Genomic DNA, 23,677 nt, shown 5'->3' with positions numbered 1-23,677 from the left:
CCCCTCACCGCCCGGTCAGCCGACTACGGCCGACCGGGCGGGAGCGCGTTCGGGCCTGCGCAGATCGACCCGCTGCCCGACCTCCGCGAACCGCCGCGCGGGCTTGTCCACCACCGCCCGCTGCGGCGGCCGCGCGGCCGCCGCCCGCGCCGCCGCCACCGGCGTCGGCAGCGTGAACCACACGACCTTGCCGGACTCGCCGTCCGGCCGCGCGCCCCAGCTCTCACTGACCGCGGCCACCATCGCCAGCCCGCGCCCGCAGGTGGCGAGCGTGTCGCCGTCCTTGATGTCCGCCACGACCGGCAGTCGCGGGTCGTGGTCGCGCACCGAGACCATGAGCCGGTCGAGCAGCAGCTCGATCTCCACGGTGCACGTCTTGTCCGGCTGGGCGTGCTGGTGAACGTTGGTCAGCAACTCGGTCACACCGAGGGCGGCGCGGTCTATCAACGGATCCAGATGCCAGTAACGCAACTGCGCCGATACGATTCTGCGGACCTGACCGATCCGCGACGGCAGGGCTTGGAGCTCCACCGTGCAGTGCCTGCTTGGGTAACTGATCACGGCTGCGACTCCCCGACTGAAGAGGTCCGGAAGAACACGGAGTACGGATCCAGCAGGGTGCCCCGGGAAAACGGCCGCCTGCTGTCGTGGCCGGCGGGCTGGTTCGCAGCGTTATCGCCGGTAAACCCAGAGTGACGTGAGACCAGCGTGACGCAGGGGGTGCGGTACCGCAACTCGCAGTGACTCAGCCCTTACGCCCCGCTGCCTTCCGTACGGCCTCGATGAACCGGCGTGCCGCGGGCGGACCGGGCTCTCCCGGGGCGGGGTCGTGATCGCCCAACGTCAGTGAGTAGCGCTTGCCGTTGAGGTCCGCGAGCGCCCGGTCGTCCGGGGCGAACCAGGGCTTGGACGCCCGCACGGCCTGCACCGGCGCACTGTCGATCTCGCTGCCGTAGCTGGTGAGCAGCTCCACCCGGCCGTCGCTGATCCGTATCTGCCCGGCCCGGGTCAGCGAGCGCAGCCGCTTCCCGATCCGCACGCCCGTGGCCCTGAACTCCGGCTCAGCCATGCCCCGCCCCTTAGTGCGCCTCGGTGTGCCGGTCCGTCCCGCGTGGGCCGTAGCCGGCTCTGATCGTGATCCAGTGTGCCCCCGTTCGGGATCGCTGTCCCGTCCGGTGCAGTGTGCCCGCGTACCGCGTCCAGCACCAGTACACACGTCCCACCTGGGCGCGAGCACTCGGAGCACTCGCGCGAATGCGCCCCCGGCGGCGGTCGTGGGGCCCCCGGCCCAGGGTTGCCTTTGAGGCTCTCAAAGGTGTGTTTATGCAGGTGAGAAGCGTGCGGAAGATGTCTATGCTCGAAGCGGCGGACACGCGGGTCGCCGTTGTCCGAAGAGCATGAGGAGCACGCCGTGAGCACCGTCCAGCAGACCCCGTCCGGCGTGACCCTCGACGTCGACCACAGCGACGCCTCCTACCGCGTCTGGCTGAAAGAAGCCGTCCGCAAGGTGCAGGCCGACGCCAACCGCTCGGCCGACACGCATCTGCTGCGTTTCCCGCTGCCCGAGCGGTGGGGCATCGACCTGTACCTCAAGGACGAGTCGACCCACCCGACCGGCAGCCTCAAACACCGCCTCGCCCGCTCGCTGTTCCTCTATGGCCTGTGCAACGGCTGGATCCGGCCGGGCCGCCCGGTGATCGAGGCCTCCAGTGGCTCGACGGCCGTCTCCGAGGCGTACTTCGCGAAGCTGATCGGCGTGCCCTTCATCGCGGTCATGCCCCGCACGACGAGCGCCGAGAAGTGCCGCCTCATCGAGTTCCACGGCGGACAGTGCCACTTCGTGGACGACTCGCGGAAGATGTACCAGGAGTCCGCCCGCCTGGCGGTCGAGACCGGCGGCCACTACATGGACCAGTTCACCTACGCCGAACGGGCCACGGACTGGCGCGGCAACAACAACATCGCCGAGTCCATCTTCCGCCAGCTCGGCCTGGAGCGGTTCCCGGAGCCCGCGTGGATCGTCGCCACGGCCGGCACCGGCGGCACCTCCGCGACCCTCGCGCGCTACGTCCACTACATGCAGTACGACACCCGCATCTGCGTCGCCGACCCGGAGAACTCCTGCTTCTTCGAGGGCTGGACCACCGGCGATCCGGACGTCACCTGCGACCGCGGCTCCCGCATCGAGGGCATCGGCCGTCCCCGCATGGAGCCGAGCTTCGTGCCCGGCGCCATCGACCGGATGATGAAGGTGCCGGACGCGGCCAGCGTGGCCGCCGTGCGCGCCCTGGAGCGGGCCATCGGCCGCAAGGCGGGCGGCTCGACCGGCACCGGGCTGTGGAGCGCGCTGAAGATCGTCGCCGAGATGGTGGCCGACGGGCGGCGGGGGAGCGTGGTGACACTGCTGTGCGACCCGGGGGACCGGTACCTCGACAAGTACTACTCGGACGCGTGGCTGACCGAGCAGGGCCTGGACATCGCGCCGTACACGGCGGCCATCGAGCAACTGCTTCGGACGGGCGTCTGGCCCGAGTGAGCCTCAGCGGGCAGCCGCGGCCAGCCGCCGGTCCAACGAGGTCACCGCGTCCCGGAAGGCCCGCCCGAGGCCGGCCCGTGCGAGGCCGAAGGTGAACCGGAAGGGCGCCGTCCCGTCCACGGCGAACGTCCACTGCACCCGCGTCCCCGCCCCCGCCGGGGCGAGCCGCCACTCCTCGACGATGGCCCGGGCCCCCGGCGCGTTGGTGACGTCGACGCGGTAGGCGTACACCTCCGGGCTCTTCGCCGCGAGGATCGTCTCCTCGAAGCGCGTACCGCCCCTGAGCCGGATCTCGCGCCGCGCCCCGTCGTCGAGCGGGCGGGCCAGCGTCACCGCGGCGAACCACTGCGTCCAGCCCGGCACGTCCTCGGCGAGCGCCCGGAACACCGCCTGAGGGGGAGCGGAGATCTCCCTCGCGAAGACATGCCGTACCGGCGCGACCTCGACGAAGTCGAGCCCCACCGCACGCAGCAGGTGAGCCATGGACGAAACCCCCTATGCCGACACCGCACCGGGCAGCGCCACCATAGCTGGCGCCCTGTCAGATGTCTGCACCCTCATCGGGCTCGCCGGCCACCACCAGCCGCCGCAGATGCTCGGCGATCTCCGCCCGCGCCTCGCGCTCCAGGCCGGAGTCCGTCACCAGGGTGTCGACCTGCTCCAGCGTCGAGAACGAACTCAGCCCCACCACACCCCACTTGGTGTGGTCGGCGACCACCACGACCCGGCGCGCCGACTGCACCAGGCGCCGGTTGGTCTCGGCCTCCGCGAGGTTCGGCGTGGACAGGCCGGCCTCGACCGATATGCCGTGCACCCCGAGGAACAGCACGTCGAAGTGGAGCGCCGCGATCGCCTGGTCGGCCACCGGGCCCACCAGCGAGTCGGACGGGGTGCGCACCCCACCGGTCAGCACCACCGTGGCCGCGCCCTGCCGGGGGCCCGTGGTGCGCTGCGCGGCGTGGAAGACGTCGGCCACCCGCACCGAGTTCGTGACCACGGTGAGGTCGGGCACGTCGACGAGCTGATGCGCCAGCGCGTACGTCGTCGTACCGCCCGACAGGGCGATCGCGCTGCCCGGCGCGACCAGCTCGGCAGCCGCCCGCGCGATGTCCTCCTTGGCCGTCAGCTCCAGACCCGACTTGGCCTCGAAGCCCGGCTCGTGCGTGCTGGCCTCGACCACCGGGACCGCGCCGCCGTGCACCTTCTCCAGCACGCCCTGCCGGGCGAGCGCGTCGAGATCGCGGCGCACCGTCATGTCCGACACGCCGAGCTTGCGGGTCAGCTCGTTGACGCGGACCCCGCCCCGGCGCCGGACCTCGTCCAGGATCAGGGAGCGCCGCTGCTCCGCGAGGAGGTTCTGATTCTCGCTCACGTACGCTCCGATCCTTTCGCCTCAAGCCGTCCGGCACACCCCGCGCACCGGCTCCCACAAGGACATTCTCGCGTCCCTCCGGGCCGATGGGACGTCCCATCCTCGCATGGGTGGGTACCCCTTGCGCCACTGGCCGTCCCGACGCGAGCATGCCACCTCCACATCTGACGTTCCGCTGTACTTCACACGGAACGGGGAGATTCCGTGAGGGAAGGTGTGCGGGGCCCTCCCGGTGGAGATCCTTGTGCCCGCACGGACAGAAGCCGACGGCTCGTCACGGGGGAAGTGCGAACAGTGGAACGTGCTGCGAGGGGCGGGGCGGGCCCCGCCACACAAGTGCCCGACAGCCAGGGTGCGGAGCACCCGGATGCCGGAACCGCCCTGGAACTGCTGGTCCACGGCGTCGGCGGCACCACGCCGCAGGAGATGCTCGACGATCCGCGCACCGTACGGATCACCGGCGACGACACGGCCGCGGTCTTCCGGCGCGCCGACGACGCCGACGCGGAGAGCCGGCCGGACGACTACCGGGGCAAACCGGTGCCCGAGGCGTACGTCTGGTGCAACCTCACCTCCGGCAACAGCGCACGCGCCCTGTGGCTGTTGCTGCTGCCGTTCATGGTCGTCAACCTCGCCCACTGGATGCGCCCCACCACCCGGGGCCGCGCCCGGACGGTACGCCTGTACGGCCTGCTCGTACGGCTCGCGGGGCTGACGCTGACGGTGCTGCTCGTCGCCGCCGCCTGCGAGGTCGCCCTGGACCTCGCGGCCTGGCAGTGCGCGGGCACGCGCGCGTGCGCCGAGCAGCACGGCTGGCTGGGCTTCCTGTCGCCCGCGGAGGGCGGCTGGTGGAGCCACCCGGGCCGCAGGCTCGCCCTGGCGGCCGTGGTGCCCGCCGCGCTGACCGGTCTGCTGTGGTATCTCTCCCGCCGCACCTGGAGCGCGTACGAGTCCCAGCAGCCGATGACCCGCGAGCCCGAGCCCGACGAGGAGTCCGGCGGCGTCTCCCTGGGCCGCCCCGGCTTCTGGTACGGCCGCCGGCTGGTCGCCCGGCTGCGTGCCGCGCACACCGCCGCCGGCCTGCTGACGGTCGCCGCGGCGGTCGGCTCGGCGGCGGCGCGCTTCGACCGCGGGTCCGGGGGCCCCGCGCCGCTGGATCTGCTGGGGTGGCTGCTGGACGCTGCGATCGTCGCCTGCGCGGCCGTCGTGGTCTGGGTGGTCTGCCGCCGCGGCCGCAGCGAGAACCGCCTCGACCGGGAACTCGACGAACATCTGGTACGACGCCTGCCGCTCGCCGCCCTCGTCCTGCTGGCGCTCGCCCTGGTGTACGCGGGCTGGGACCGGCCCGGCTGGCAGTCGGCCGGCCGCCTCCCGGGCGATGCCACGTTCGGCGCCATCGCCTTCTTCCAGGGCCTGCTCGTCATCGTCCTCGCCGTCGTCGCCCACGTCCTGCACCGCACGCGGCCCGACCCGCGCGCCGCGATGCGCGGCCTCGGCGGACCCGCCGTGGTGATGCTGGCCTGTGCCCTCGGCGGGGTCATGTCCGGCGGCGTCGCCCAGCGGGTCGCCGACTGGCTCGACGGCGCGGGCACCTCGATCGTCGGCCCGCCGGTCCTGCTGACCTGGCAGGCCTCCGTCATCCCACCCCTGCTGGTCCTCCTGCTGCTGCTCTGCGGCGGGTTGGCCTGGCGGGCCTGGCGGCTGCGCCGCACCGAGCTGGGCACGGTGGAGCGCGACTACGCCGGCGAGCCCCGGGACGCGGCACGCACCCGCCGCATCGCGAGCACGCGCGCGATGGCCACGCTCACCGACCGCGCCCCCCTCGTCGTCGCCACCACCGCCACGGCGACCCTGCTCCTGGGCGCCGGAGCCCTGGCCGGCGCCCTGACCACCGACGAGACACCGAGCGGGGCCTCCGACGGGACGTACGCCGTCGTGCACGGCGCCGCCCAGACCGCGCAGGCGCTGGGCTCCTGGCTGATCGGCGTCGGCTTCATACTGTTCGTCACCTGGGGCAGGCGCGCCTACAAGGACCCCTCCGCACGGCGCACCATCGGCATCCTGTGGGACGTCGGCACCTTCTGGCCGCGCGCCGCACACCCCTTCGCGCCGCCCTGCTACGCCGAGCGCGCGGTGCCCGACCTGACCTGGCGGATGGTGACCTGGACCCGCGCCGAGGAGGGCCGCCGCCTGGTCATCTCCGGGCACTCCCAGGGCAGTGTGCTCGCCGCCGCCGCGGTCTGGCAGCTCACACCGGCCGACCGCAAGCGGGTCGCGCTGCTGACCTACGGCTCCCCGCTGGAGCGCCTGTACGGCCGCTGGTTCCCCGCCCACTTCGGACCGGCCGCGCTCACCTCCCTGCACGCCGAGGTCGACTGCTGGCGCAACCTGTACCGGATCACCGATCCCATCGGCGGCCCGGTCCGGCTGCCCGGCGACTGCGGCCCCGCGGTGGACGGCGCACCCCTCAAGGACCCGCTGGCGTACGGCCGCACCCCGGAGCACCCGCTGCCCGCGCCCATCCTCGGCCACGGCGAGTACCAGGCCGACCCGGCGTTCGCGGAGGAGCGCGAGCGCCTGCTGGCACGGCTCCGGCCCGGCCTGCCCGGCCAGCGGCCGCAGGCCACGCCCGAGGGCTGATCCGGCCGGCGGTTTTATGGCCGGCGCGCAGCGGGTCAGATCAGCTCCGGCAGGTCCTCCTCGTACAGCAGCGTCAGGTCGTCCGTGCTGGGCTCCTCCAGCTGGGCGACCCGGCCCGCGTGCCGTTCCACCATCGCCTCGAAGGTCTGGCGCGCCGTACGGCCGTTGCCGAACGCCGGGCCCTTGGGGATCGCCGTGAAGTACTTCAGCAGGGCCTCGGCGACGCCCGGGCCGAGGCGGTACTCGTGCTCCTCGGCCTGCTGCTCCACGATCCGCAGCAGCTCCTCGGGGCCGTAGTCGCTGAAGGTGATGGTCCGGGAGAAGCGGGACGCCACACCGGGGTTGACCGACAGGAAGCGCTCCATCTCGGCCGTGTAGCCCGCCACGATCACCACGACCGCGTCGCGGTGGTCCTCCATCAGCTTCACCAGCGTGTCGATGGCCTCCTTGCCGAAGTCCCGGCCCGAGTCCTCCGGCGACAGCGCGTACGCCTCGTCGATGAACAGCACACCGCCGCGCGCCTTGTCGAACGCCTCCTGGGTGCGGATCGCCGTGGAGCCGATGTGCTCGCCGACCAGGTCGACGCGGGACACCTCGACCAGGTGGCCCTGCTCCAGGACGCCGAGGGAGGCCAGGATCTCGCCGTAGAGGCGGGCGACCGTCGTCTTGCCGGTGCCGGGGGAGCCGGTGAAGACCAGATGCCGCTTGACGGACGCCGCCTTCAGGCCCGCCTGCTGACGGCGCCGGCCCACCTCGATCATGTCGGTGAGGGCCCGCACCTCGCGCTTGACGCTCTCCAGGCCCACCAGCGCGTCCAGTTCACCGAGGACGGCCTTGGAGGTCCGCGTCGGCTTCTCCTCGGCCTGTGCGGCGGCGACGAGCGGCTCCTGCTCGGTGGTGCGCTGGCCGGGGATGGCGCCGAGCAGGCCGGGGGACTGATGCGCCGTCTGCACGGCCGGCTCCGGCGCCGGGGGCGGCTGCCGGAGGCCCGCGCTCTCGTCGCTGGTGCAGTCCTCCACATCGGGGCCCACCCCGGAGGCCGCGTCCGGCCCGCCGTCCGCGAACTCGTAACCCCCGCGCGCGCAGCGCTCCGTGCGGCACTTCCGCAGCGTCGTACGGCAGCCGTCGATCACATGGAAGCCATAGCCGGAGCTGCCTCGCACCCGGCAGTTCAGGAAGGTGCCGCGCCCGCCCGCCGAGACATAGAACCCGGCCTCCGCCGGGGACTCGACCGTGCAGCGCTCGATGGTGGGGTCGGCGCCCTTGGTGACGATCACGCCGGTCTGGGTGCCGTCCAGGGTGCAGTTGCTGAGCGTGCCGCCGCTGCCGTGGTCCCGGAACCAGGCACCCGTCGCCGCGTCCCGGATCCGGCAGTCGTCGAGCTGGGCGGTCGCGCCGTCGCTCACCGACACGGCCGTGTTGCGCACCTGGGACAGATCGCTGTCGACGACGTCCGCGCGGGAGCCGCGGTCGAGCACGAACAGCGCGTCCGGCACGTCGCGCACCCGGCAGGAGTCCAGCACCGCGGTGGCGCCGTCGCTCACCCACACCGCGGGATAGTCGCCCGTGCTGTCGAAGATCTCGCACTGGTTGGCGTCCACGCGGGTGCCCGGATCCCACACCGACAGCCCGTTGCGCCCGAACTGACGCACCGTCGTGCGAGTCAGGGTGAGGATCGAGCGGGAGCGCAGGTCGACCGCGTTCTCCGGGATGTCGTGGATGCGGCAGTCGGCCAGCGTCAGCACGGCGTCGGTGTCGAGGGTGACACCGTCGGCGGTGGTGCGGTGCACGTCGCAGTCGGTGAGGTGGGCGGTGGCCCGGCCGGTGACCTGGACGCCGGAGCCCCGGACCTCGTAGACCTCGCAACCGACCGCTTCCAGCGCGGAGTTCTCCCCGGTCGCCGTCAGCCCCGAGCCCGCGGCGTGGTGCACCCGGCAGCGCTCCAGCCGGGGGTGGCCGCCGCCGCGCACGGCGATACCCGCCTGGCCGGCCGCGACGACCTCGCACTCCTCGAACACCCCGCCCCCGCCGTCCAGTACGGCGATGCCGATGCCCGCGGGGTTGTCGACGGTGCAGCGCCGCACGGTCGGCCGCGCGCCGCCGCGCACCTCGATCCCGGCCGCGGACCGCGTGACGATCCGGACGTCCGTCAGCTCCGGGGCGCCCTCCTCGACCAGCAGCGCGGGCGCGGCCGCGTCCTGGCCCTCCACATGCAGGTCCTGAACCACCGCCGACGCGCGCACCGTCAGCGGCACGCCGTCCACGGGCGCGATGCGCACCGAGCCCGGGGAGCCCTCGGGGCCGCGCAGGGTCACCGCCCGCTGGACGACGAGGTTCTCCCGGTAGGTGCCGGGTGCGACGGTGAGGACGTCGCCCTCGGCCGCGGCCTCCAGGGCGGCGGCGAGCGATGCGTACTCACCCGTGCGGCGCCGCCACCGCGAGGTGCCGGTGTGCGTCACCTGGACCGTGCCCTGTGCCATGGCGTTGATGTGCCCCCACCTCGTAGTACGCGGGTTTTGCTGCCGAAGAGTTCGGCCGGTCCACCGTAGCGTGCGCGCGGGCGGTGGGTTGACCAGAGCCGGAAGGCCGTCAGCTGCCGGTGCCGGTCCGGCCCCAGTCCGGACCCGCTCTGTCCCAGGCCTGGTCCCAACGCTCGTACCGGCGACGGACCATGCGCCAGACGGCCAGCCGTCGCACGCCCTCGATCAGTCCGACCGCCAGCAGCGCCGCGCCGAACCCGGCGAGCACGGCATGCGTCGCCGCCGTCGAGGAGTCCAACGGACGGGCCACGGTACGGCCGTGCTCGTCGGTCCATATCGGGAAGCGGTCGCCCGGGTGAGGGGTTTCGAGGCCGGCCATGACCCGGTCCTGGTGCACGGTGCCGTCCGGGGCGGTCCAGTCGGCCAGCACCCGGGTGCGCATGTTCCGCCCGGTGGCCGCCTCGGGATCGACGTCCAGCGAGGAGCCGGGCACCTTGCGGACCACCGTCGCCGTCACCAGATGCCGGGACGCGCGCTGTTCGCGCACGGACTCCTGCAGGGCGCCCTGAGCGAGGCCGCCCACCAGCGCGCCCACCAAGGGCGTCACGACCAGGATCAGCAGCAGGGCCGTGAGGGCGACCCAGGCCTCGGCCAGATCGGTCGCACGGCGCAGCGGATTGTGCCGCCAGCGCCAGAGCCCGCTGATCGCCCGCATCGTCCGGCCACCCCCTTCCCGCTCCGTGATAACCCGTGGCGGAGCCGTTCACCGGCCGGCCCCGCCGAAGAGAGAGCGAAATCACCTGCCTTCGGGGCCTTTCATGAACTTCTCACGAAGAGTCCAACGCACGGGCTCCGAGCCGAGGTTCCCACCCGGGCGTCGTCGGCGGGGATCTTTCTCAGCCGAGGACCGCGACCGGGTCGCCCACCCTGATCGTGCCGGTGGACAGGGGTACCAGGTTCTGGCCGAACAGCAGTCTCCCGCCCAGGCGGCGGTGTCTTCCCAGGGTGAGCAGGGGCTCCCTGCCGCGCTCGGCCGTGGTCTGGTCGGTCGTGGTCACCACACAGCGCCCGCACTTCTTGGCGGCGCGGAAGGTGACCTCGCCGATGGAGATGCGCGACCAGTCGTCCTCGGCCCAGGCGGCGGTGCCCGACACGACCACGTTCGGCCGGAAACGGTTCATGGGCAGCGGGCCCTCGTGCGCGTGATCACCCTGTGCGATCAGGGAATTGAGGGCGTCGAGGGAGGCGGTCGTGGTGAGCAGCAAGGGGTAGCCGTCGGCGAAGCTGACCGTCTCGCCCGGCAGCGCGTACTCCGGGTCCACGGGGCGGCAGGAGCCCGGGTCGGCCATGTACACCAGGCGCGCACGCAGGCCGAGATAGGTGCTGTACCAGACGTGGGCGGCGTCGTCCTCGGCGAGAACCGCCTCGACCTTGTCCCGGAAGAGCTCCACCGGCATCGTGCCGGCCGAGCCGGGTACGGGCACGGTCAGCGGATCCATGCCGGGTGCGGTCAGCCGAACGCCGCCGCCGGGCAACGGCTCGGCGGCGGCCAGCGCCAGGCGGGGTTGCTGGCGCTGCGTCACGACCTTTCCCCCGTCGTCGATCAGCATCCAGCGTCGGTCTCCGGCCAGCCCCCAGGGCTCCACGGCGGCTTCCGAGTGCGCTGTGCCCCGGCAAGCCTTGACCGGATGTACGTGAATCGACTTCAGCTCTGCATGCCCCATGGGGCCATCGTGCCAGGCGGCGCCGACAGCCCCGGGGTGATCAGCTCAGTAGCCGCGGTACTGCTGGTTGTTGTACGGGTCCTGATAGGGAGCGGCGGCGGGGCGGGGAGCCGCGGGGCGCATGGCCTCGTAGCCCGTGCCGCCGGGAGCCACCGGGCGGGGCTGCTGCGCCTGCGGACCCGGGTAGCCGCGCGGCGCGCCCGACTGCTGCGGGATGTAGGCCGCGGGCGCCTGTTGCAGCGGGGAGGGCTGCTGCGCCGGCGGATAACCGTAGGAGGGCTGGGACGGGGCCGCCGGGAGGGCGGGCAGCGCCGACGGCAGCGCGGGCAGGTTGCTGCCCGGTGTGTCGTAGGCGGCGGGGACCCGGATCGGGGCGATCTGCGGGGTACCCCGCTCGGCCACGAGCGAGTCGTAGATCGGGGTGTCCGGGAAGGAGGCGGAGTAGTAGCCGCCGCCATAGGTGGAGCGGGGGGAGGTCATGGCACATAAGGTAAGCCCACGATGTGCTGGTTGGGGAGACCGATAAGAGGGTTGTTTTATGTGTCCGCAGTGACGCCGTATCCCCAATGCGAGCGAACTTGGCAAAAAGGGACGCCAATCGGCGTTCGGATCGTGTAAATGCCGAGTTCCGGGCCGGTTACCGGTGGTTGACCACCAGTGTTGCCCGTGGCCCTGATCGAAGTCCGGCGCGGCAGGGAATAGGTTGGCCCTGTAGAGAGAACCCACTGGGCGGCCGGGACATCCCGGGCACGGCGATCAGGCGATGGGGGCGGACATGACAATGTCGAAAGGGTCGAATACGCCGGTGCCGACGACGGCACTGCGCGTCGAATTGGGCTGGCGCTCCGGACCGGGCGTGCCCGACGTGGACGCCTCGGCGCTGCTGCTGGTCGGTGGAAAGGTCCGCTCCGACGCGGACTTCGTCTTCTACAACCAGTCCACGCACTCCTCGGGCGCCGTCCGGCACGAGGGCAAGCGGGACGCCGGCGGCCGGGTGACCGACAGCCTGCTCGTCGACCTCGCGCGCGTGGAGCCCGCCATCGAGACCGTCATCCTCGCCGCCTCCGCGGACGGCGGAACGTTCGGTCAGGTCCCGGACCTCTACATCGAGGTCAAGGACGCCGCCCAGGGCACCGCCGTCGCCCGCTTCGAGAGCACCGGCGCCACCGTCGAAACCGCTTTCGTGCTCGGTGAGTTCTACCGCCGCCAGGGCGCCTGGAAGTTCCGCGCCGTCGGCCAGGGCTACGGCAGCGGCCTGGAGGGCCTCGCCACCGACTACGGCATCACGGTCGACGAACCCCAGCAGACGCCACCCACCACGACGACACCCCCGCCTGCGGCGGCCCCGGTGACCACGCCGCCGCCCGCCATGCCGCCGGTCGCCCCGCCTCCGCCGCCCCACGCGCCGCCGGTCAGCCTGAGCAAGGTGACGCTCACCAAGGCGGCCCCCTCGGTGTCGCTGACCAAGCAGGGCGGCACCTCGGGCGCCATGCGCGTGAACCTCAACTGGGAGGTGCGCAAGCAGTTCTCCGGCTGGGCGAGCAAGCTGGGCCGCCCGGTCGCCATGCACAACGACCTCGACCTCGACCTGTGCGCCCTGTTCGAGCTGGCCGACGGCAGGAAGGGGGTCATCCAGTCCCTCGGCAACGCCTTCGGCGCCCTGCACCAGCCCCCGTACATCCACCTCGACGGCGACGACCGCACCGGTGCCTCGGCCGGCGGCGAGAACCTCACCATCAACCTCGACCACCAGCGGGCCTTCAGGCGCATCCTGGTCTTCGTGACCATCTACGAAGGGGCGCGCTCCTTCGCCGACCTCCATGCCACGGTCACCCTCACACCGCAGCACGGCGCCCCGGTCGAGTTCTCCCTCGACGAGTGCACGGTCCCCTCGACGGTGTGCGCCCTCGCCCTGATCACCAACACCGGCGACGACCTGATCGTCCAGCGCGAGGCCCGCTACCTGGTGCCCGAGCGCGGGGTCAGCCCGCAGCGCACGGTCGACCACGCCTACGGGTGGGGCATGAACTGGACGCCCGGCCGCAAGTAGTCAGCCCTCGTCGGGCAGCGCGTCCGGGCGCGTGTAGGTGCGGCCCTTCCAGGCCGCGCCGCGCCCCCTGTGGTGCTGCACCGCGGAATCGACCGTCATCAGCAGATAGAGGAACGCGGTGAACGGCAGCAGGGGAGCGAGCCACAGCGGCTGGCGGTAGTAACGGAGCATCGGTACGTACGTCCCCGTCATCACCAGCCACGCGAGACCCCCGACGACCGCCGTCGCCGTGTCCCCACCGACCAGGCCCGCGATCAGGGCCGCGGGCGGCACCAGATACACCAGCGCGAGCCCGGCGACCGTCCCGGCCAGCAGCAGCGGGCTGTGCCGCAACTGGGCGTACGCGCTGCGCGAGACCATCCGCCACAGATCGCGCAGCTTGGGATACGGGCGCACGCTGTCCACCCGCTCGGCCAGCCCCAGCCAGATGTGGCCGCCGCCGCGCTTGACGGCCCGCGCGAGCGCCACGTCGTCGATGACGGCCTGCCGGATGGCGTCCGGGACGCGGGCCCGCTCGGCGGCATCGGTACGCAGCAGCACACAGCCGCCCGCCGCGGCCGCCGTCCGCGCCCCCTTCCTGCCGATCCACCGGAAGGGATAAAGCTGTGCGAAGAAGTACACGAAGGCGGGCACGACCAGCCGTTCCCACCGGCTCTCCACCCGCAGCCGCGCCATCAGCGAGACGGCGTCGAAGCCTCCGGTGCGGGCCGCCGCGACCAGCTCGCGCAGGCTGTCGGGCGCGTGCGCGATGTCGGCGTCCGTCAGCAGGAGGTACTCGGGGTCACGCGCGCGTGCCAGGCCGATGCCGTGCCGCACCGCCCAGAGCTTGCCCGTCCAGCCGGCGGGCGGGTCGCCGGGGGAGTCCACCGTCAGCGGCAGTCCGCCGTGCTCGTGCGCCAGCTCGCGCGCGAGCTCCCCGGTGCCGTCCGCACTGCCGTCGTCGACGAGGAAGATCTCCGCGCGCCCGGGGTAGTCCTGAGCGAGCAGCGACGGAAGGCTCCGGGGGAGGACCGCGGCCTCGTCGCGCGCCGGTACGACGATGCAGACCGACGGCCACTCGTCCGGCCGCGTCCGCGGCGGAAGCCTGACATCCGTACGCCAGAAGAAGCCCTGGCACAGCAGCAGCCACAGCCAGGCGGCGAGTGATCCGGCGGCGGTCCACGCGATGGCGCTCACGCGCGAAGTCTGCCCCACCGAAGCGGCCCGCAACGGCCCATCGTCTATCGTGGCCGGGTGAAGATCGCGCTGATGGACTCCGGAATCGGCTTGCTGGCGGCCACCGCCGCGGTACGACGGCTGCGACCCGACGCGGATCTCGTGCTCTCACTCGACCCCGACGGCATGCCCTGGGGTCCCCGGACCACCGAAGACCTCACCCGGCGCGCCGTGGCCGTCGCCGACGCCGCCGCCGCGTACCGGCCCGACGCACTGATCATCGGCTGCAACACCGCGACCGTGCACGCCCTGCCCACCCTGCGCGCCCGGCTCGAACCCGGCATACCGGTCATCGGTACGGTCCCGGCCATCAAGCCGGCCGCGGCCGGCGGCGGCCCCGTCGCGATCTGGGCCACGCCCGCCACGACCGGCAGCCCCTATCAGCGCGGACTGATCAAGGACTTCGCCGACGGCGTCCCCGTCACCGAGGTGCCGTGCTTCGGACTGGCCGAAGCCGTCGAGCACGCGGACGAGACGGCGATCGAGGCCGCCGTCGCCGCGGCCGCCGCGCTGACCCCCGCCGATGTGACGACCGTCGTCCTGGGCTGCACGCACTACGAACTCGTCGCCGACCGCATCCGCACCGCCGTCCAGCGCCCCGGCCGCCCGCCCCTCGTCCTGCACGGCTCCGCCGGAGCGGTCGCCGCCCAGGCGCTGCGCCGGCTCGGCGAGCAGCCCGCCCCCGAGGCCGAGGCGAGCGGCACCCTGATCGTGCTGCTGAGCGGCCGCGAGGGCAAGCTCCCCGAGCCCGCCCTGACCTATGCCGAAGGTCGTCTCCTCCAGGCCGTCAGCCCCGCGCAGTGACCGGCGGTCACGAAACGGACGCATGTGGTCCGCGGTCGGCCCGGCCGGCGCAGTCACCCTCCGCATCGAGGTACCGGCGCAGCGAAACCTGAGTAACCTCATAGCCATGAGGGACCACCCCCACGGCAGGAACCCGCACCCCGATGTCTGGACCGGGCGGGCGACCAACCGGGTCCAGTGGCTGCTGGCACTGATCGGCGCCGCGTGCATGGCGCTCGGGATCGAGCTGGCGGTCGACTCACCGTGGACGGGCGGCGGCGCGCCGCTCGCCATGGCCGTCGTGGGCTGTATCGCGGCCGGGGTGCTGGTCCTCTTCGGCACGCTGGCCTTCGTACATGTCGCCCTCAAGGTCGACCAGGAGTACCTCGAGGTGCGCTGCGGCCATATCGGTGTGCCGCGCCGCCGTATCCCGCTGTCCGAGGTGGTGGGCGCCGACTTCGTGCCCCATGTGACCCCGCGCCACTGGGGTGGCTGGGGCTACAGGTGGCGGCCCGAGAAGGGCACCGCGGTGGTCGTACGGCGCGGCGAGGGACTGGTGCTGCGCCTGTGGGACGGCCACACGTTCACGGTCACCGTGGACGACGCGGAGGCGGCCGTGAGCGTGATCAGGGAGCGACTGCGGATGCGGGCGGCTGGACCGGCGCACTGAGGCCGAGGCCGCGAGGCCCGGCTCCTGGCTGTAGGGCTGCAGTCGTTTTCGTCGGCCGAGGTTTCCGTATGTCGGTTGGCACCATGTGGGTCCGCAACAGTGCCGTACACCGAATCATGGGGACAGTCGGTCTCCACGCGTGCGTGTTTCGTGCTCGCGCTGCGGTGACTCGACGGCGATCGGGCGTGCCGTGGCGAGCCCGGCCAGCAAACCGGCGCCGACCGACACCGCGGTGAAGCTGAGCGCGTTGCCGACCGCGGCGATCGCCGCCACGGCCGTGAGGGCCGCGCCCGCGGTGAGCGCGACCGGGGTGGGACGGGCGGTGCGCCACAGCGCGAACAGCATCCAGCAGAAGGCCGCCGCCAGCAGCAGTACGCCGACGACGCCCTGTTCCGCCGCCTGCTGGAGGGGCGCCGAGTGAGGCTTGCCGTCGGACAGCGGCGTCCCGGCCGCCGTCGTACTCAGTTCCCTGAAGCGGCCCGGGCCCACGCCCAGGGCGAGATCCTCGCGCGCCAGGCGCAGCGCGTCGCCCCACAGGTCGATCCGGTGCGCCGTCAGCGTGCCCTCCAGTTGGGCGAGCAGCCCGCCGGGCACCGCTTTCGCCGCGATCGCCCAGGTCAGGCCGGTGACGGAGGCCGCGGCCAGGGCCAGTGCCGCGATGCCGACGCCGCGCCGGCGGACGCGGCCGGCGGCGAGCGAGCAGAGCAGGACCGCGGAGCAGGTGACGAAGCCGCTGGTCGATCCCAGGACGGCGGCGGTGACCGCGATTCCGGCCGCGAGGGCCCGTAGGCCCAGGCGCAGCACGGGCGACGTGGCGGCCCAGGCGGCGCAGCAGGCGGCGCCGACGGAGAGGGTCAGTACGGCGGCGATGGTCCCGGCGTGGCCCATCGGGGTGACGATCTGCGGGCCGGGGGACAGATGCGGAGCGCTCACCGCCAGGCTCACTCCGGCCAGAGCCCCCGCACAGGGTGCGGCGACCGGCAGCAGCGCCCCGCCGATCCGGCCCGCGGCATACCCGGCGGTCACGGCGAGGATCGCCAGCAGCACACCCTCGGGGCGGCCGTCGTGCACGGCAGCCGAGATCAGCGACCACGCCGCGCAGGCGCCCAGCACCACCACGCCCGCCGCGTCAGAAACGTTTCGTCTGTCACCGCCCTCATGCGGACCTGCCACAGACGTCATCCCCGCGACACCCAACCCGCCCCCCGAAACCGGTCCCCCGACCTGTGACGGATCCTCGCCCCCCGGACCTCACCGGCCGGTACGACTGAGGCTCCGGCATACCGTAACGGCTTATGGTCGATTTGTGGACGTGTCGTGCAGGAACGATGCGTCGCTCGAGCGCCGAGGGGTGTGGAGAGGTTTGTAGAGGGCTTGGCGACGGCCCGGGGGCCTCGCCTCGCCGCGCTCCGCGCTCGCCCGGAACCGTACGTACCGCTCGGGTCCGTGCGGGACCCCGTGGAGACCGGGCCGCGCTGTCCGTGCCAAGGTCAACCGCCGTACACTCCCGGAGTGACCGTCACCGCAACCTCCGTGGACGAGTCGGACCGACTGGAGCCGCAGACAGCGCCCGTTTCGCGCGTGGCACGGCTCGTGCGCCTGGTTCCGGCCCTCGCCGCGGCGCTCTCCGGAGTGCTGCTCTACGTCAGTTTCCCGCCGCGCACCCTGTGGTGGCTGGCCCTGCCGGCCTTCGCCGTCTTCGGCTGGGTGCTGCGCGGCCGCAGTTGGAAGGCGGGCCTCGGCCTCGGCTACCTCTTCGGCCTCGGCTTCCTGCTGCCGCTGCTGGTGTGGACCGGAGTGGAGGTCGGGGCCGGCCCCTGGCTCGCGCTCGCCGCGATCGAGGCGCTCTTCGTCGCGCTGGTGGGCGCGGGCGTCGCCGCGGTGTCGAAGCTGCCGGGCTGGCCGCTGTGGGGGGCGGCGCTGTGGATCGCCGGAGAGGCGGCACGCGCGCGTGCGCCGTTCAACGGCTTCCCCTGGGGCAAGATCGCGTTCGGCCAGGCCGACGGTCTCTTCCTGCCGCTCGCCGCGGTGGGTGGCACTCCGGTGCTCGGCTTCGCGATCGTCCTGTGCGGCTTCGGGCTCTACGAGGTCGTACGCCTGGTCCTTCAGCGACGGCGCACTCAGGCGGTTCAGCGGTCCGCCGCGGCCGTGGCCCTGCTGAGCGTGGCCGTGCCCGTGGTGGGTGCCGTGGCCGCGCGGCCGCTGGTCAGCGACAAGGCCGAGGACGGTACGGCCACCGTCGCGGTCATCCAGGGCAACGTGCCGCGCGCGGGGCTGGACTTCAACGCCCAGCGACGGGCCGTACTGGACTACCACGCACGGGAGACCGAGCGCCTGGCCGCCGAGATCAAGGCCGGCAAGGTCGAGCAGCCCGACTTCGTGCTGTGGCCCGAGAACTCCTCCGACATCGACCCCTTCGCCAACGCCGACGCCCGTGCCGTCATCGACACGGCCGCCAAGGCGATCGGCGCGCCCATCTCGGTGGGCGGCGTCGTCGAACGGGACGGCAAGCTGCTCAACGAGCAGATCCTGTGGGACCCGGTCAAGGGACCCGTCGACACCTACGACAAGCGGCAGATCCAGCCGTTCGGCGAGTATCTGCCGCTGCGCTCGCTCGTCGGGGCGATCAACGAGAACTGGACCTCGATGGTCCGCAAGGACTTCAGCCGGGGCAGTGAGCCGGGCGTGTTCACCATGGACGGCGCCAAGGTCGGCCTGGTCACCTGTTACGAGGCGGCCTTCGACTGGGCGGTGCGCTCCGAGGTCACCGACGGCGCGCAGATGATCTCGGTGCCGAGCAACAACGCGACCTTCGACCGCAGCGAGATGACCTATCAGCAGCTCGCCATGTCCCGGGTCCGCGCCGTCGAGCACAGCCGGACCGTCACCGTGCCGGTCACCAGTGGTGTCAGCGCCATCATCATGCCGGACGGAAAGATCACGCAGCGGACGGGCATGTTCGTGGCCGACTCGCTGGTCCAGAAGGTGCCGCTGCGCTCCACCGAGACGCCCGCCACGCGGCTGGGTGTCTTGCCGGAGATCGCCCTGCTGGTCGTCGCCGCGGGCGGTCTCGGCTGGGCGATCGGCGCCGGGCTGCGCGCGCGGCGCGCCGGTGACGTGTAGCCGTACGCCGGTCGCACGCCCCCGGAACCCGCCGGGGGCGCCCTCACCGGCCGGTTAGGGTCGGGGCCATGGCTACTCCTGACTTCATTCGTACGATCCGGGCTTCCGCCGGTCACCAACTGCTGTGGCTCCCCGGGGTCAGCGCCGTCGTCTTCGACGACGAGGGGCGGGTCCTGCTGGGGCAGCGCGCGGACAACGGCAAGTGGACGGTGATCAGCGGCATCCCGGACCCGGGTGAGCAGCCGGCGGAGGCCGCCGTGCGGGAGGTGTACGAGGAGACGGGCGTCCGGTGCGTCACCGAGCGCGTCGTGCTGGTCAGGTCCGGCCATGAGATCACCTATCCCAACGGCGACAAGTGCCAGTTCATGGACATCACCTTCCGCTGCCGCGCCGTCGGCGGCGAGGCACGCGTGAACGACGACGAGTCCGTGCAGGTGGGATGGTTCGAGGTGGACGCGCTGCCCGAGATGGGCGAGCGTCAGCTCTTTCGGATCAAGCAAGCGCTGGCTGACGAACCCACGTGGTTCGAACCTATGGCCTCGGACTGAAGTATGTGTGGCGACCATATGTGGCCTGGTGGCGGTGGTGCCTAGGGTCGAGCCATGACCTCGCCCAGCACCCTCCCGGCTCGAGGCTCGTCCTCGCTCTCCCCGCTCGACCTCGGCGGCCGCACCGCGCTGGTCACCGGTGCCGCCGGTGGCATCGGCCGTGCCTGTGCGCTACGGCTCGCGGCCGCGGGGGCCAAGGTCAGAGCGGTCGATCGGGACGCCGCGGGCCTGGAGGAGCTCGCCGAACGGGCCCGAGGGCTCGCGGGCGCCGTCGAACCGCACATCCTCGATCTCACGGACCTGGACGCCGCCGAACTCGCCGCCGCCGGCACCGACGTCCTGGTCAACAACGCCGGGCTGCAGCTCGTGCGCCCCATCGAGGAGTTCCCGCCCGACGTCTTCCACACGGTGGTCACTGTGATGCTGGAGGCGCCGTTCCGGCTCATCCGTGGTGCCCTGCCCCATATGTACGGGCAGGGCTGGGGCCGGATCGTCAATGTGTCCTCCGTCCATGGGCTTCGCGCCTCGGCATTCAAGTCGGCCTATGTGGCCGCCAAACATGGCTTGGAGGGACTCTCCAAGACCGCCGCTCTGGAGGGCGCACCCCATGGCGTCACCTCGAACTGTGTGAACCCCGCCTATGTGCGCACCCCACTGGTCGAGAAGCAGATCGCCGACCAGGCCCGGGCGCACGGCATTCCCGAGGAGCGGGTGCTGTCCGAGGTGCTGTTGCAGGACAGCGCGGTCAAGCGCCTCATCGAACCGGAGGAGGTCGCGGAGGCCGTGGCGTATCTGTGCGGTCCGCAGGCGTCCTTCGTGACCGGTACGTCGCTGGTGCTCGACGGTGGCTGGACCGCGCACTGACCGGCCGGGGCCGGCGGTAGTCCGAGTTATCCACAGGGCTGACGGGACGACGGTGCGATGAGCAATCCTGTCGGCATGTCCCGCGATCACGTGCATTCCGACCAGCGTTCCGCCACCGCAGCCGGAGCGTCCCTGAGCAGCGCCGAGACACCGTTTCTGGAGCTGCTGGCCCGGGGCGCGTCCGCCGAGGCCTACGAGCAGCCGGCGCTGCTCGCCCGCGCCGAGGGCAGGGCCACCGAGCAGATCGTCGCCCTCGAACAGGCCAAGCTGCTCGCGCTGCGCGTGCGCTCCGAACTGGAGGGACGGCGCAGACGCGAGGCCGAGCTGTCGGCCCTGTTCGAGACGGCCCACGACCTCGCCGGCCTGCGGGACCTGGACGCCGTACTGCAGGCGATCGTGCAGCGCGCCCGCTCGCTCCTGGGCACGGAGGTCGCCTATCTGAGCCTGAACGACCCGGCCCGGGGAGACACCTACATGCGGGTCACCGAGGGCTCGGTCGCCGCCCGCTTCCAGCAACTGCGGCTCGGCATGGGGGAGGGGCTCGGCGGACTCGTCGCGCAGACCGCCCGCCCCTATGTCACGGACGACTACTTCAAGGACGACCGCTTCCAGCACACCCTCAGCATCGACGCCGGAGTGCGCGACGAAGGGCTGGTCGCCATCCTCGGGGTGCCGCTGATGCTGGGGCACCATGTCATCGGGGTCCTCTTCGCGGCGGACCGGCGCGCCCGGGTCTTCGAACGGGAGCAGATCGCGCTGCTCGGCTCCTTCGCCGCCCTCGCAGCGGCCGCCATCGACACCGCGAACCTGCTCACCGAGACCCGCTCGGCCCTCGCCGACCTGGAGCGGGCGAACGAGATCATCCGGGACCGCAGCGGGGTCATCGAACGGGCCTCCGACGTGCACGACCGGCTCGCCCAGCTCGTGCTGCACGGCGGCGGGGTGCACGACGTGGCCGCCGCCGTCTCCCAAGTCCTGGCCGGCGCGGTCGAGTTCACCGAGGTCACCGCCACTCCGGCCCAGGCCCTGGAGGCATCCCGCGCCGAAGGCCACGCGGTACGTCACGCCGACGACTGGATCGCCGCCGTGGCCGCGGGCGGCGAACTCCTCGGCGCTCTGGTGCTGCGCGGCCAACCCGGCCTGGACCCCGTCGACCAGCGCACCCTGGAGCGCGCCGCTACCGTCACCTCCCTGCTGCTCCTGGCCCGGCGCTCCGCGGCCGAGGCCGAACAGCGCGTCCGGGGCGAGCTGTTGGACGACCTCCTCGACGCCCGCGACCGAGACCCCCGGCTGCTGCGCGAGCGTGCGGCAAGGCTGGACGCCGACCTCGACGCCACCCACGTCGTCCTCGCCGCGCGCCTCGACGCCGCGGCGGCCGACGCCGACCAGGAGGCAGCCGCGCGCAGACGCCTGTGGTCCGCCGCGTCCCACCTCGCCGCGACCCGGCACGGCCTGGCCGCCGCCCGCGACGGCGGCACCGTACTGCTCCTGCCCCTCGAACCGGGAGACACGGCCACCGCTGTGGCCCGCCGCGCCGCCCGGCACCTCGGTACGGCCGTGCACGAAGCCGTCAGCGTCGGCGCCTCCGCTCCGGTCGAGGACCTGGCCGCCCGCCCGGACACCGTGACCGCCGCCTACGAGGAGAGCCGGCGCTGCCTCGACGCCCTGCGACTGCTCGGCCGCTCCGGGGACGGCGCGGCCGCCGAGGACTTCGGATTCCTGGGGCTGCTGCTGGCGGGGGACCGGGACATCGCAGGCTTCGTCGACCGCACGATCGGCCGGCTCGTCGCCTACGACGAACGCCGCGGCACCGACCTGCTGCACACCCTCGACGCGTACTTCGCCTGCGGAATGAGCCCGGCCCGCACCAAGGACGAGCTCCACGTCCATGTGAACACGGTCGCGCAGCGCCTGGAGCGCGTCGGCCGCCTCCTCGGCGCCGACTGGCAGAGCCCGGCTCGCGTCCTGGAAATCCAACTGGCCCTGCGCCTGCGCCGGTTGTCGGCACCGGCACAGCGCTGACCCCCGTACGCCTCGACGTACGGGGGTCGGATTTCAGGGCCGCCGTATGAGCCAGTGACCAGGGGGCAGGATCAGGGCCCGGGTCAGTGGTCAAACCGTGTGCGCGTCCGTCGCCCGGGTCGCCGCAGGCTCGGTATCGGCGGCCGAAGGGGCGATGTCGGCCAGGTCCCGGTGACGGGTCTCCTTGGCCGCGCCGACCGCGATCACCGTCAGGACGGCTGCGGCGATGACGTAGAGCGCGATCGGGGTGGAGCTGCCGTAGTCGGACAGCAGTGCGGTGGCGATCAGCGGTGCGGGAGCGCCCGCCGCGACCGAGGCGAACTGGGCACCGATCGAGGCACCGGAGTAGCGCATCCGGGTGGCGAACATCTCGGAGAAGAAGGCGGCCTGGGGCGCGTACATGGCGCTGTGCAACACCAGACCCACGGTCACGGCGAGGAGCAGGGTGCCGAAACCGCCGGTGTCGATGAGCCAGAAGAACGGGAACATCCACAGGCCGACGCCGATCGCGCCCACCAGATAGACAGGACGGCGACCGATCCGGTCCGACAGCGCGCCCCAGCCCGGGATGACGGCGAAGTGCACGGCGGACGCGATCAGGACGGCGTTGAGGCCGGTCTGCTTGGAGACGCCGGCGGAGGTGGTGGCGTAGACGAGGATGAAGGCCGTGATGACGTAGTAGCTGATGTTCTCCGCCATACGCGCGCCCATCGCGACCAGCACGTCACGCCAGTGGTGGCGCAGGACGGCGACGAGCGGCAGCTTCTCGGCGTCGGCCGCGGCAGCGTGTGCGGCCTTGCGCGCCTCCGCCTGTGCCAGTGCCTGCTTGAAGACAGGCGATTCATCGACAGACAGACGAATCCACAAACCAACGATCACCAGCACGCCGGAGAGCAGGAACGGGATCCGCCAGCCCCAGCTTCCGAAGGCGCTGTCCGACAGCACAGCCGTCAGCAGCGACAGCACACCCGTCGCCAGCAACTGCCCCGCGGGCGCACCGGTCTGCGGCCACGAGGCCCAGAAGCCACGCCGGCGCGCGTCCCCGTGCTCCGACACCAGCAGCACGGCCCCGCCCCACTCACCACCGAGCGCGAAGCCCTGCACCAGCCGCAGCACGGTCAGCAGCACAGGCGCCGCGGATCCGATGGGCGCGTGCGTCGGCAGCAACCCGATCGCGAAGGTCGCCCCGCCCATCAGCAGCAGGCTCAACACCAGCAGCTTCTTACGGCCGAGCCGGTCGCCGTAGTGTCCGAAGACCAAAGCGCCCAGCGGCCGTGCGGCGAATCCGACGGCATACGTCAGAAACGACAGCAGAGTGCCGACGAGAGGGTCGGAGTCCGGAAAGAACAGCTTGTTGAAGACGAGGGCGGCGGCCGACCCGTACAGGAAGAAGTCGTGCCCGTCGAGGGCACCGCGCGGCCCTTCCGCAAGGCGCTCCCGTCCGCCGACTACGTGGAGATCGAGGGCGCCCCGCACGGCCTGCTGTGGACCCACGCGGAGGAGGTCAACACCGCGCTCCTCGCGTTCCTTGGGAAGTGACGCCGGGGGGGGGGGGGGGGGGGGGGGGGGGGGGGGGGGGGGGGGGGGCGGGCGGGGGGGGCGCGGCGGGGGGGGGGGGGGGCGCCCGCGGCGCGGCGGGGGGCGGGGGGG

20 protein-coding genes are annotated in these 23,677 nt (G+C 72.6%); 9 read left to right on the top strand and 11 right to left on the bottom strand.

Translation table 11 applies throughout. The annotated features are described in order from the left end of the window. Positions 1–15: 15 nt before the first annotated feature. Together ACP4J3_RS02435 and ACP4J3_RS02430 are read right to left on the bottom strand one after the other, a co-directional pair. The gene (locus ACP4J3_RS02435; protein WP_426529837.1) at positions 16–561 is read right to left on the bottom strand and encodes an ATP-binding protein; all 546 of its coding nucleotides are present in this window, start codon (positions 559–561) and stop codon (positions 16–18) included. A gap of 184 nt (positions 562–745) precedes the next feature. Next, positions 746–1,069 carry a hypothetical protein gene (locus tag ACP4J3_RS02430; RefSeq protein ID WP_194048905.1) on the bottom strand — a complete coding sequence of 108 codons (324 nt, stop codon included), beginning with the start codon at positions 1,067–1,069 and terminating at the stop codon, positions 746–748. 342 nt (positions 1,070–1,411) lie between these two features. On the opposite strand from ACP4J3_RS02430, the gene ACP4J3_RS02425 reads away from it, so the two are divergent. Further along, entirely contained in the window at positions 1,412–2,536 is a 1,125-nt protein-coding gene (locus tag ACP4J3_RS02425; protein WP_426529836.1) for a PLP-dependent cysteine synthase family protein, read from the top strand. Between the two features lie 3 nt (positions 2,537–2,539). Here the strand turns inward: ACP4J3_RS02425 and ACP4J3_RS02420 are convergent, their stop codons facing one another. Then, positions 2,540–3,019 carry an SRPBCC family protein gene (locus tag ACP4J3_RS02420; RefSeq protein ID WP_426529835.1) on the bottom strand — a complete coding sequence of 160 codons (480 nt, stop codon included), beginning with the start codon at positions 3,017–3,019 and terminating at the stop codon, positions 2,540–2,542. 58 nt (positions 3,020–3,077) lie between these two features. Next, positions 3,078–3,908: a DeoR/GlpR family DNA-binding transcription regulator gene (locus ACP4J3_RS02415; protein ID WP_426529834.1), complete on the bottom strand. Its 831-nt coding sequence runs from the start codon at positions 3,906–3,908 to the stop codon at positions 3,078–3,080. 336 nt (positions 3,909–4,244) lie between these two features. Here ACP4J3_RS02415 and ACP4J3_RS02410 point away from each other — a divergent pair, with 336 nt between their 5' ends. Then, positions 4,245–6,548, top strand: coding sequence for a hypothetical protein (locus ACP4J3_RS02410; RefSeq protein WP_426529833.1), 2,304 nt, complete (start codon positions 4,245–4,247; stop codon positions 6,546–6,548). Positions 6,549–6,583: 35 nt separating this feature from the next. Here the strand turns inward: ACP4J3_RS02410 and ACP4J3_RS02405 are convergent, their stop codons facing one another. From ACP4J3_RS02405 to ACP4J3_RS02390, 4 genes are all read right to left on the bottom strand, one after another. Beyond that, on the bottom strand, positions 6,584–9,028 hold the full coding sequence (locus ACP4J3_RS02405; RefSeq protein WP_426529832.1) for a right-handed parallel beta-helix repeat-containing protein: 2,445 nt from the start codon (positions 9,026–9,028) through the stop codon (positions 6,584–6,586). A gap of 109 nt (positions 9,029–9,137) precedes the next feature. After that, positions 9,138–9,743, bottom strand: a complete 606-nt coding sequence (locus ACP4J3_RS02400) for an Rv1733c family protein (RefSeq protein WP_426529830.1) — start codon at positions 9,741–9,743, stop codon at positions 9,138–9,140. Between the two features lie 181 nt (positions 9,744–9,924). Beyond that, on the bottom strand, positions 9,925–10,752 hold the full coding sequence (locus ACP4J3_RS02395; RefSeq protein WP_426529828.1) for an MOSC domain-containing protein: 828 nt from the start codon (positions 10,750–10,752) through the stop codon (positions 9,925–9,927). Positions 10,753–10,797: 45 nt separating this feature from the next. Beyond that, positions 10,798–11,232 carry a DUF6643 family protein gene (locus tag ACP4J3_RS02390; protein ID WP_426529826.1) on the bottom strand — a complete coding sequence of 145 codons (435 nt, stop codon included), beginning with the start codon at positions 11,230–11,232 and terminating at the stop codon, positions 10,798–10,800. Between the two features lie 301 nt (positions 11,233–11,533). Here ACP4J3_RS02390 and ACP4J3_RS02385 point away from each other — a divergent pair, with 301 nt between their 5' ends. Next, entirely contained in the window at positions 11,534–12,802 is a 1,269-nt protein-coding gene (locus tag ACP4J3_RS02385) for a TerD family protein (protein WP_426530365.1), read from the top strand. Here the strand turns inward: ACP4J3_RS02385 and ACP4J3_RS02380 are convergent, their stop codons facing one another. Continuing rightward, the gene (locus tag ACP4J3_RS02380; protein ID WP_426529822.1) at positions 12,803–13,978 is read right to left on the bottom strand and encodes a glycosyltransferase; all 1,176 of its coding nucleotides are present in this window, start codon (positions 13,976–13,978) and stop codon (positions 12,803–12,805) included. A gap of 57 nt (positions 13,979–14,035) precedes the next feature. Between ACP4J3_RS02380 and ACP4J3_RS02375 the strand changes: the two genes are divergently transcribed. Both ACP4J3_RS02375 and ACP4J3_RS02370 read left to right on the top strand, forming a co-directional pair. Beyond that, the gene (locus ACP4J3_RS02375) at positions 14,036–14,821 is read left to right on the top strand and encodes a glutamate racemase (protein ID WP_426529820.1); all 786 of its coding nucleotides are present in this window, start codon (positions 14,036–14,038) and stop codon (positions 14,819–14,821) included. A gap of 106 nt (positions 14,822–14,927) precedes the next feature. Continuing rightward, complete coding sequence (locus ACP4J3_RS02370) at positions 14,928–15,470, top strand: hypothetical protein (RefSeq protein WP_426529818.1); 543 nt, start codon at positions 14,928–14,930, stop codon at positions 15,468–15,470. 114 nt (positions 15,471–15,584) lie between these two features. Here the strand turns inward: ACP4J3_RS02370 and ACP4J3_RS02365 are convergent, their stop codons facing one another. Then, positions 15,585–16,652 (bottom strand): O-antigen ligase family protein, encoded by a 1,068-nt coding sequence (locus tag ACP4J3_RS02365; RefSeq protein WP_426529816.1) that lies wholly within the window; start codon positions 16,650–16,652, stop codon positions 15,585–15,587. A 330-nt stretch (positions 16,653–16,982) separates the two neighbouring features. On the opposite strand from ACP4J3_RS02365, the gene lnt reads away from it, so the two are divergent. The 4 genes from lnt to ACP4J3_RS02345 all read left to right on the top strand — a co-directional run bounded on the left by lnt (position 16,983) and on the right by ACP4J3_RS02345 (position 22,027). Next, positions 16,983–18,593 (top strand): apolipoprotein N-acyltransferase, encoded by a 1,611-nt coding sequence (lnt, locus tag ACP4J3_RS02360; RefSeq protein ID WP_426529814.1) that lies wholly within the window; start codon positions 16,983–16,985, stop codon positions 18,591–18,593. A gap of 68 nt (positions 18,594–18,661) precedes the next feature. Further along, positions 18,662–19,141, top strand: a complete 480-nt coding sequence (locus tag ACP4J3_RS02355) for an NUDIX hydrolase (protein ID WP_426529812.1) — start codon at positions 18,662–18,664, stop codon at positions 19,139–19,141. A gap of 54 nt (positions 19,142–19,195) precedes the next feature. After that, positions 19,196–20,005: a 3-hydroxybutyrate dehydrogenase gene (locus tag ACP4J3_RS02350; protein ID WP_426529810.1), complete on the top strand. Its 810-nt coding sequence runs from the start codon at positions 19,196–19,198 to the stop codon at positions 20,003–20,005. A gap of 75 nt (positions 20,006–20,080) precedes the next feature. Beyond that, positions 20,081–22,027, top strand: coding sequence for a helix-turn-helix domain-containing protein (locus ACP4J3_RS02345; protein WP_426529808.1), 1,947 nt, complete (start codon positions 20,081–20,083; stop codon positions 22,025–22,027). A 90-nt stretch (positions 22,028–22,117) separates the two neighbouring features. Here the strand turns inward: ACP4J3_RS02345 and ACP4J3_RS02340 are convergent, their stop codons facing one another. Further along, positions 22,118–23,521, bottom strand: a complete 1,404-nt coding sequence (locus ACP4J3_RS02340; protein ID WP_426529806.1) for an MFS transporter — start codon at positions 23,519–23,521, stop codon at positions 22,118–22,120. Positions 23,522–23,677 lie beyond the last annotated feature (156 nt).

The organism is Streptomyces sp. UG1 (assembly GCF_049974585.1).
In the GTDB taxonomy this organism is placed as follows: domain Bacteria; phylum Actinomycetota; class Actinomycetes; order Streptomycetales; family Streptomycetaceae; genus Streptomyces.
This window is presented reverse-complemented; position numbering and strand designations above follow the sequence as displayed.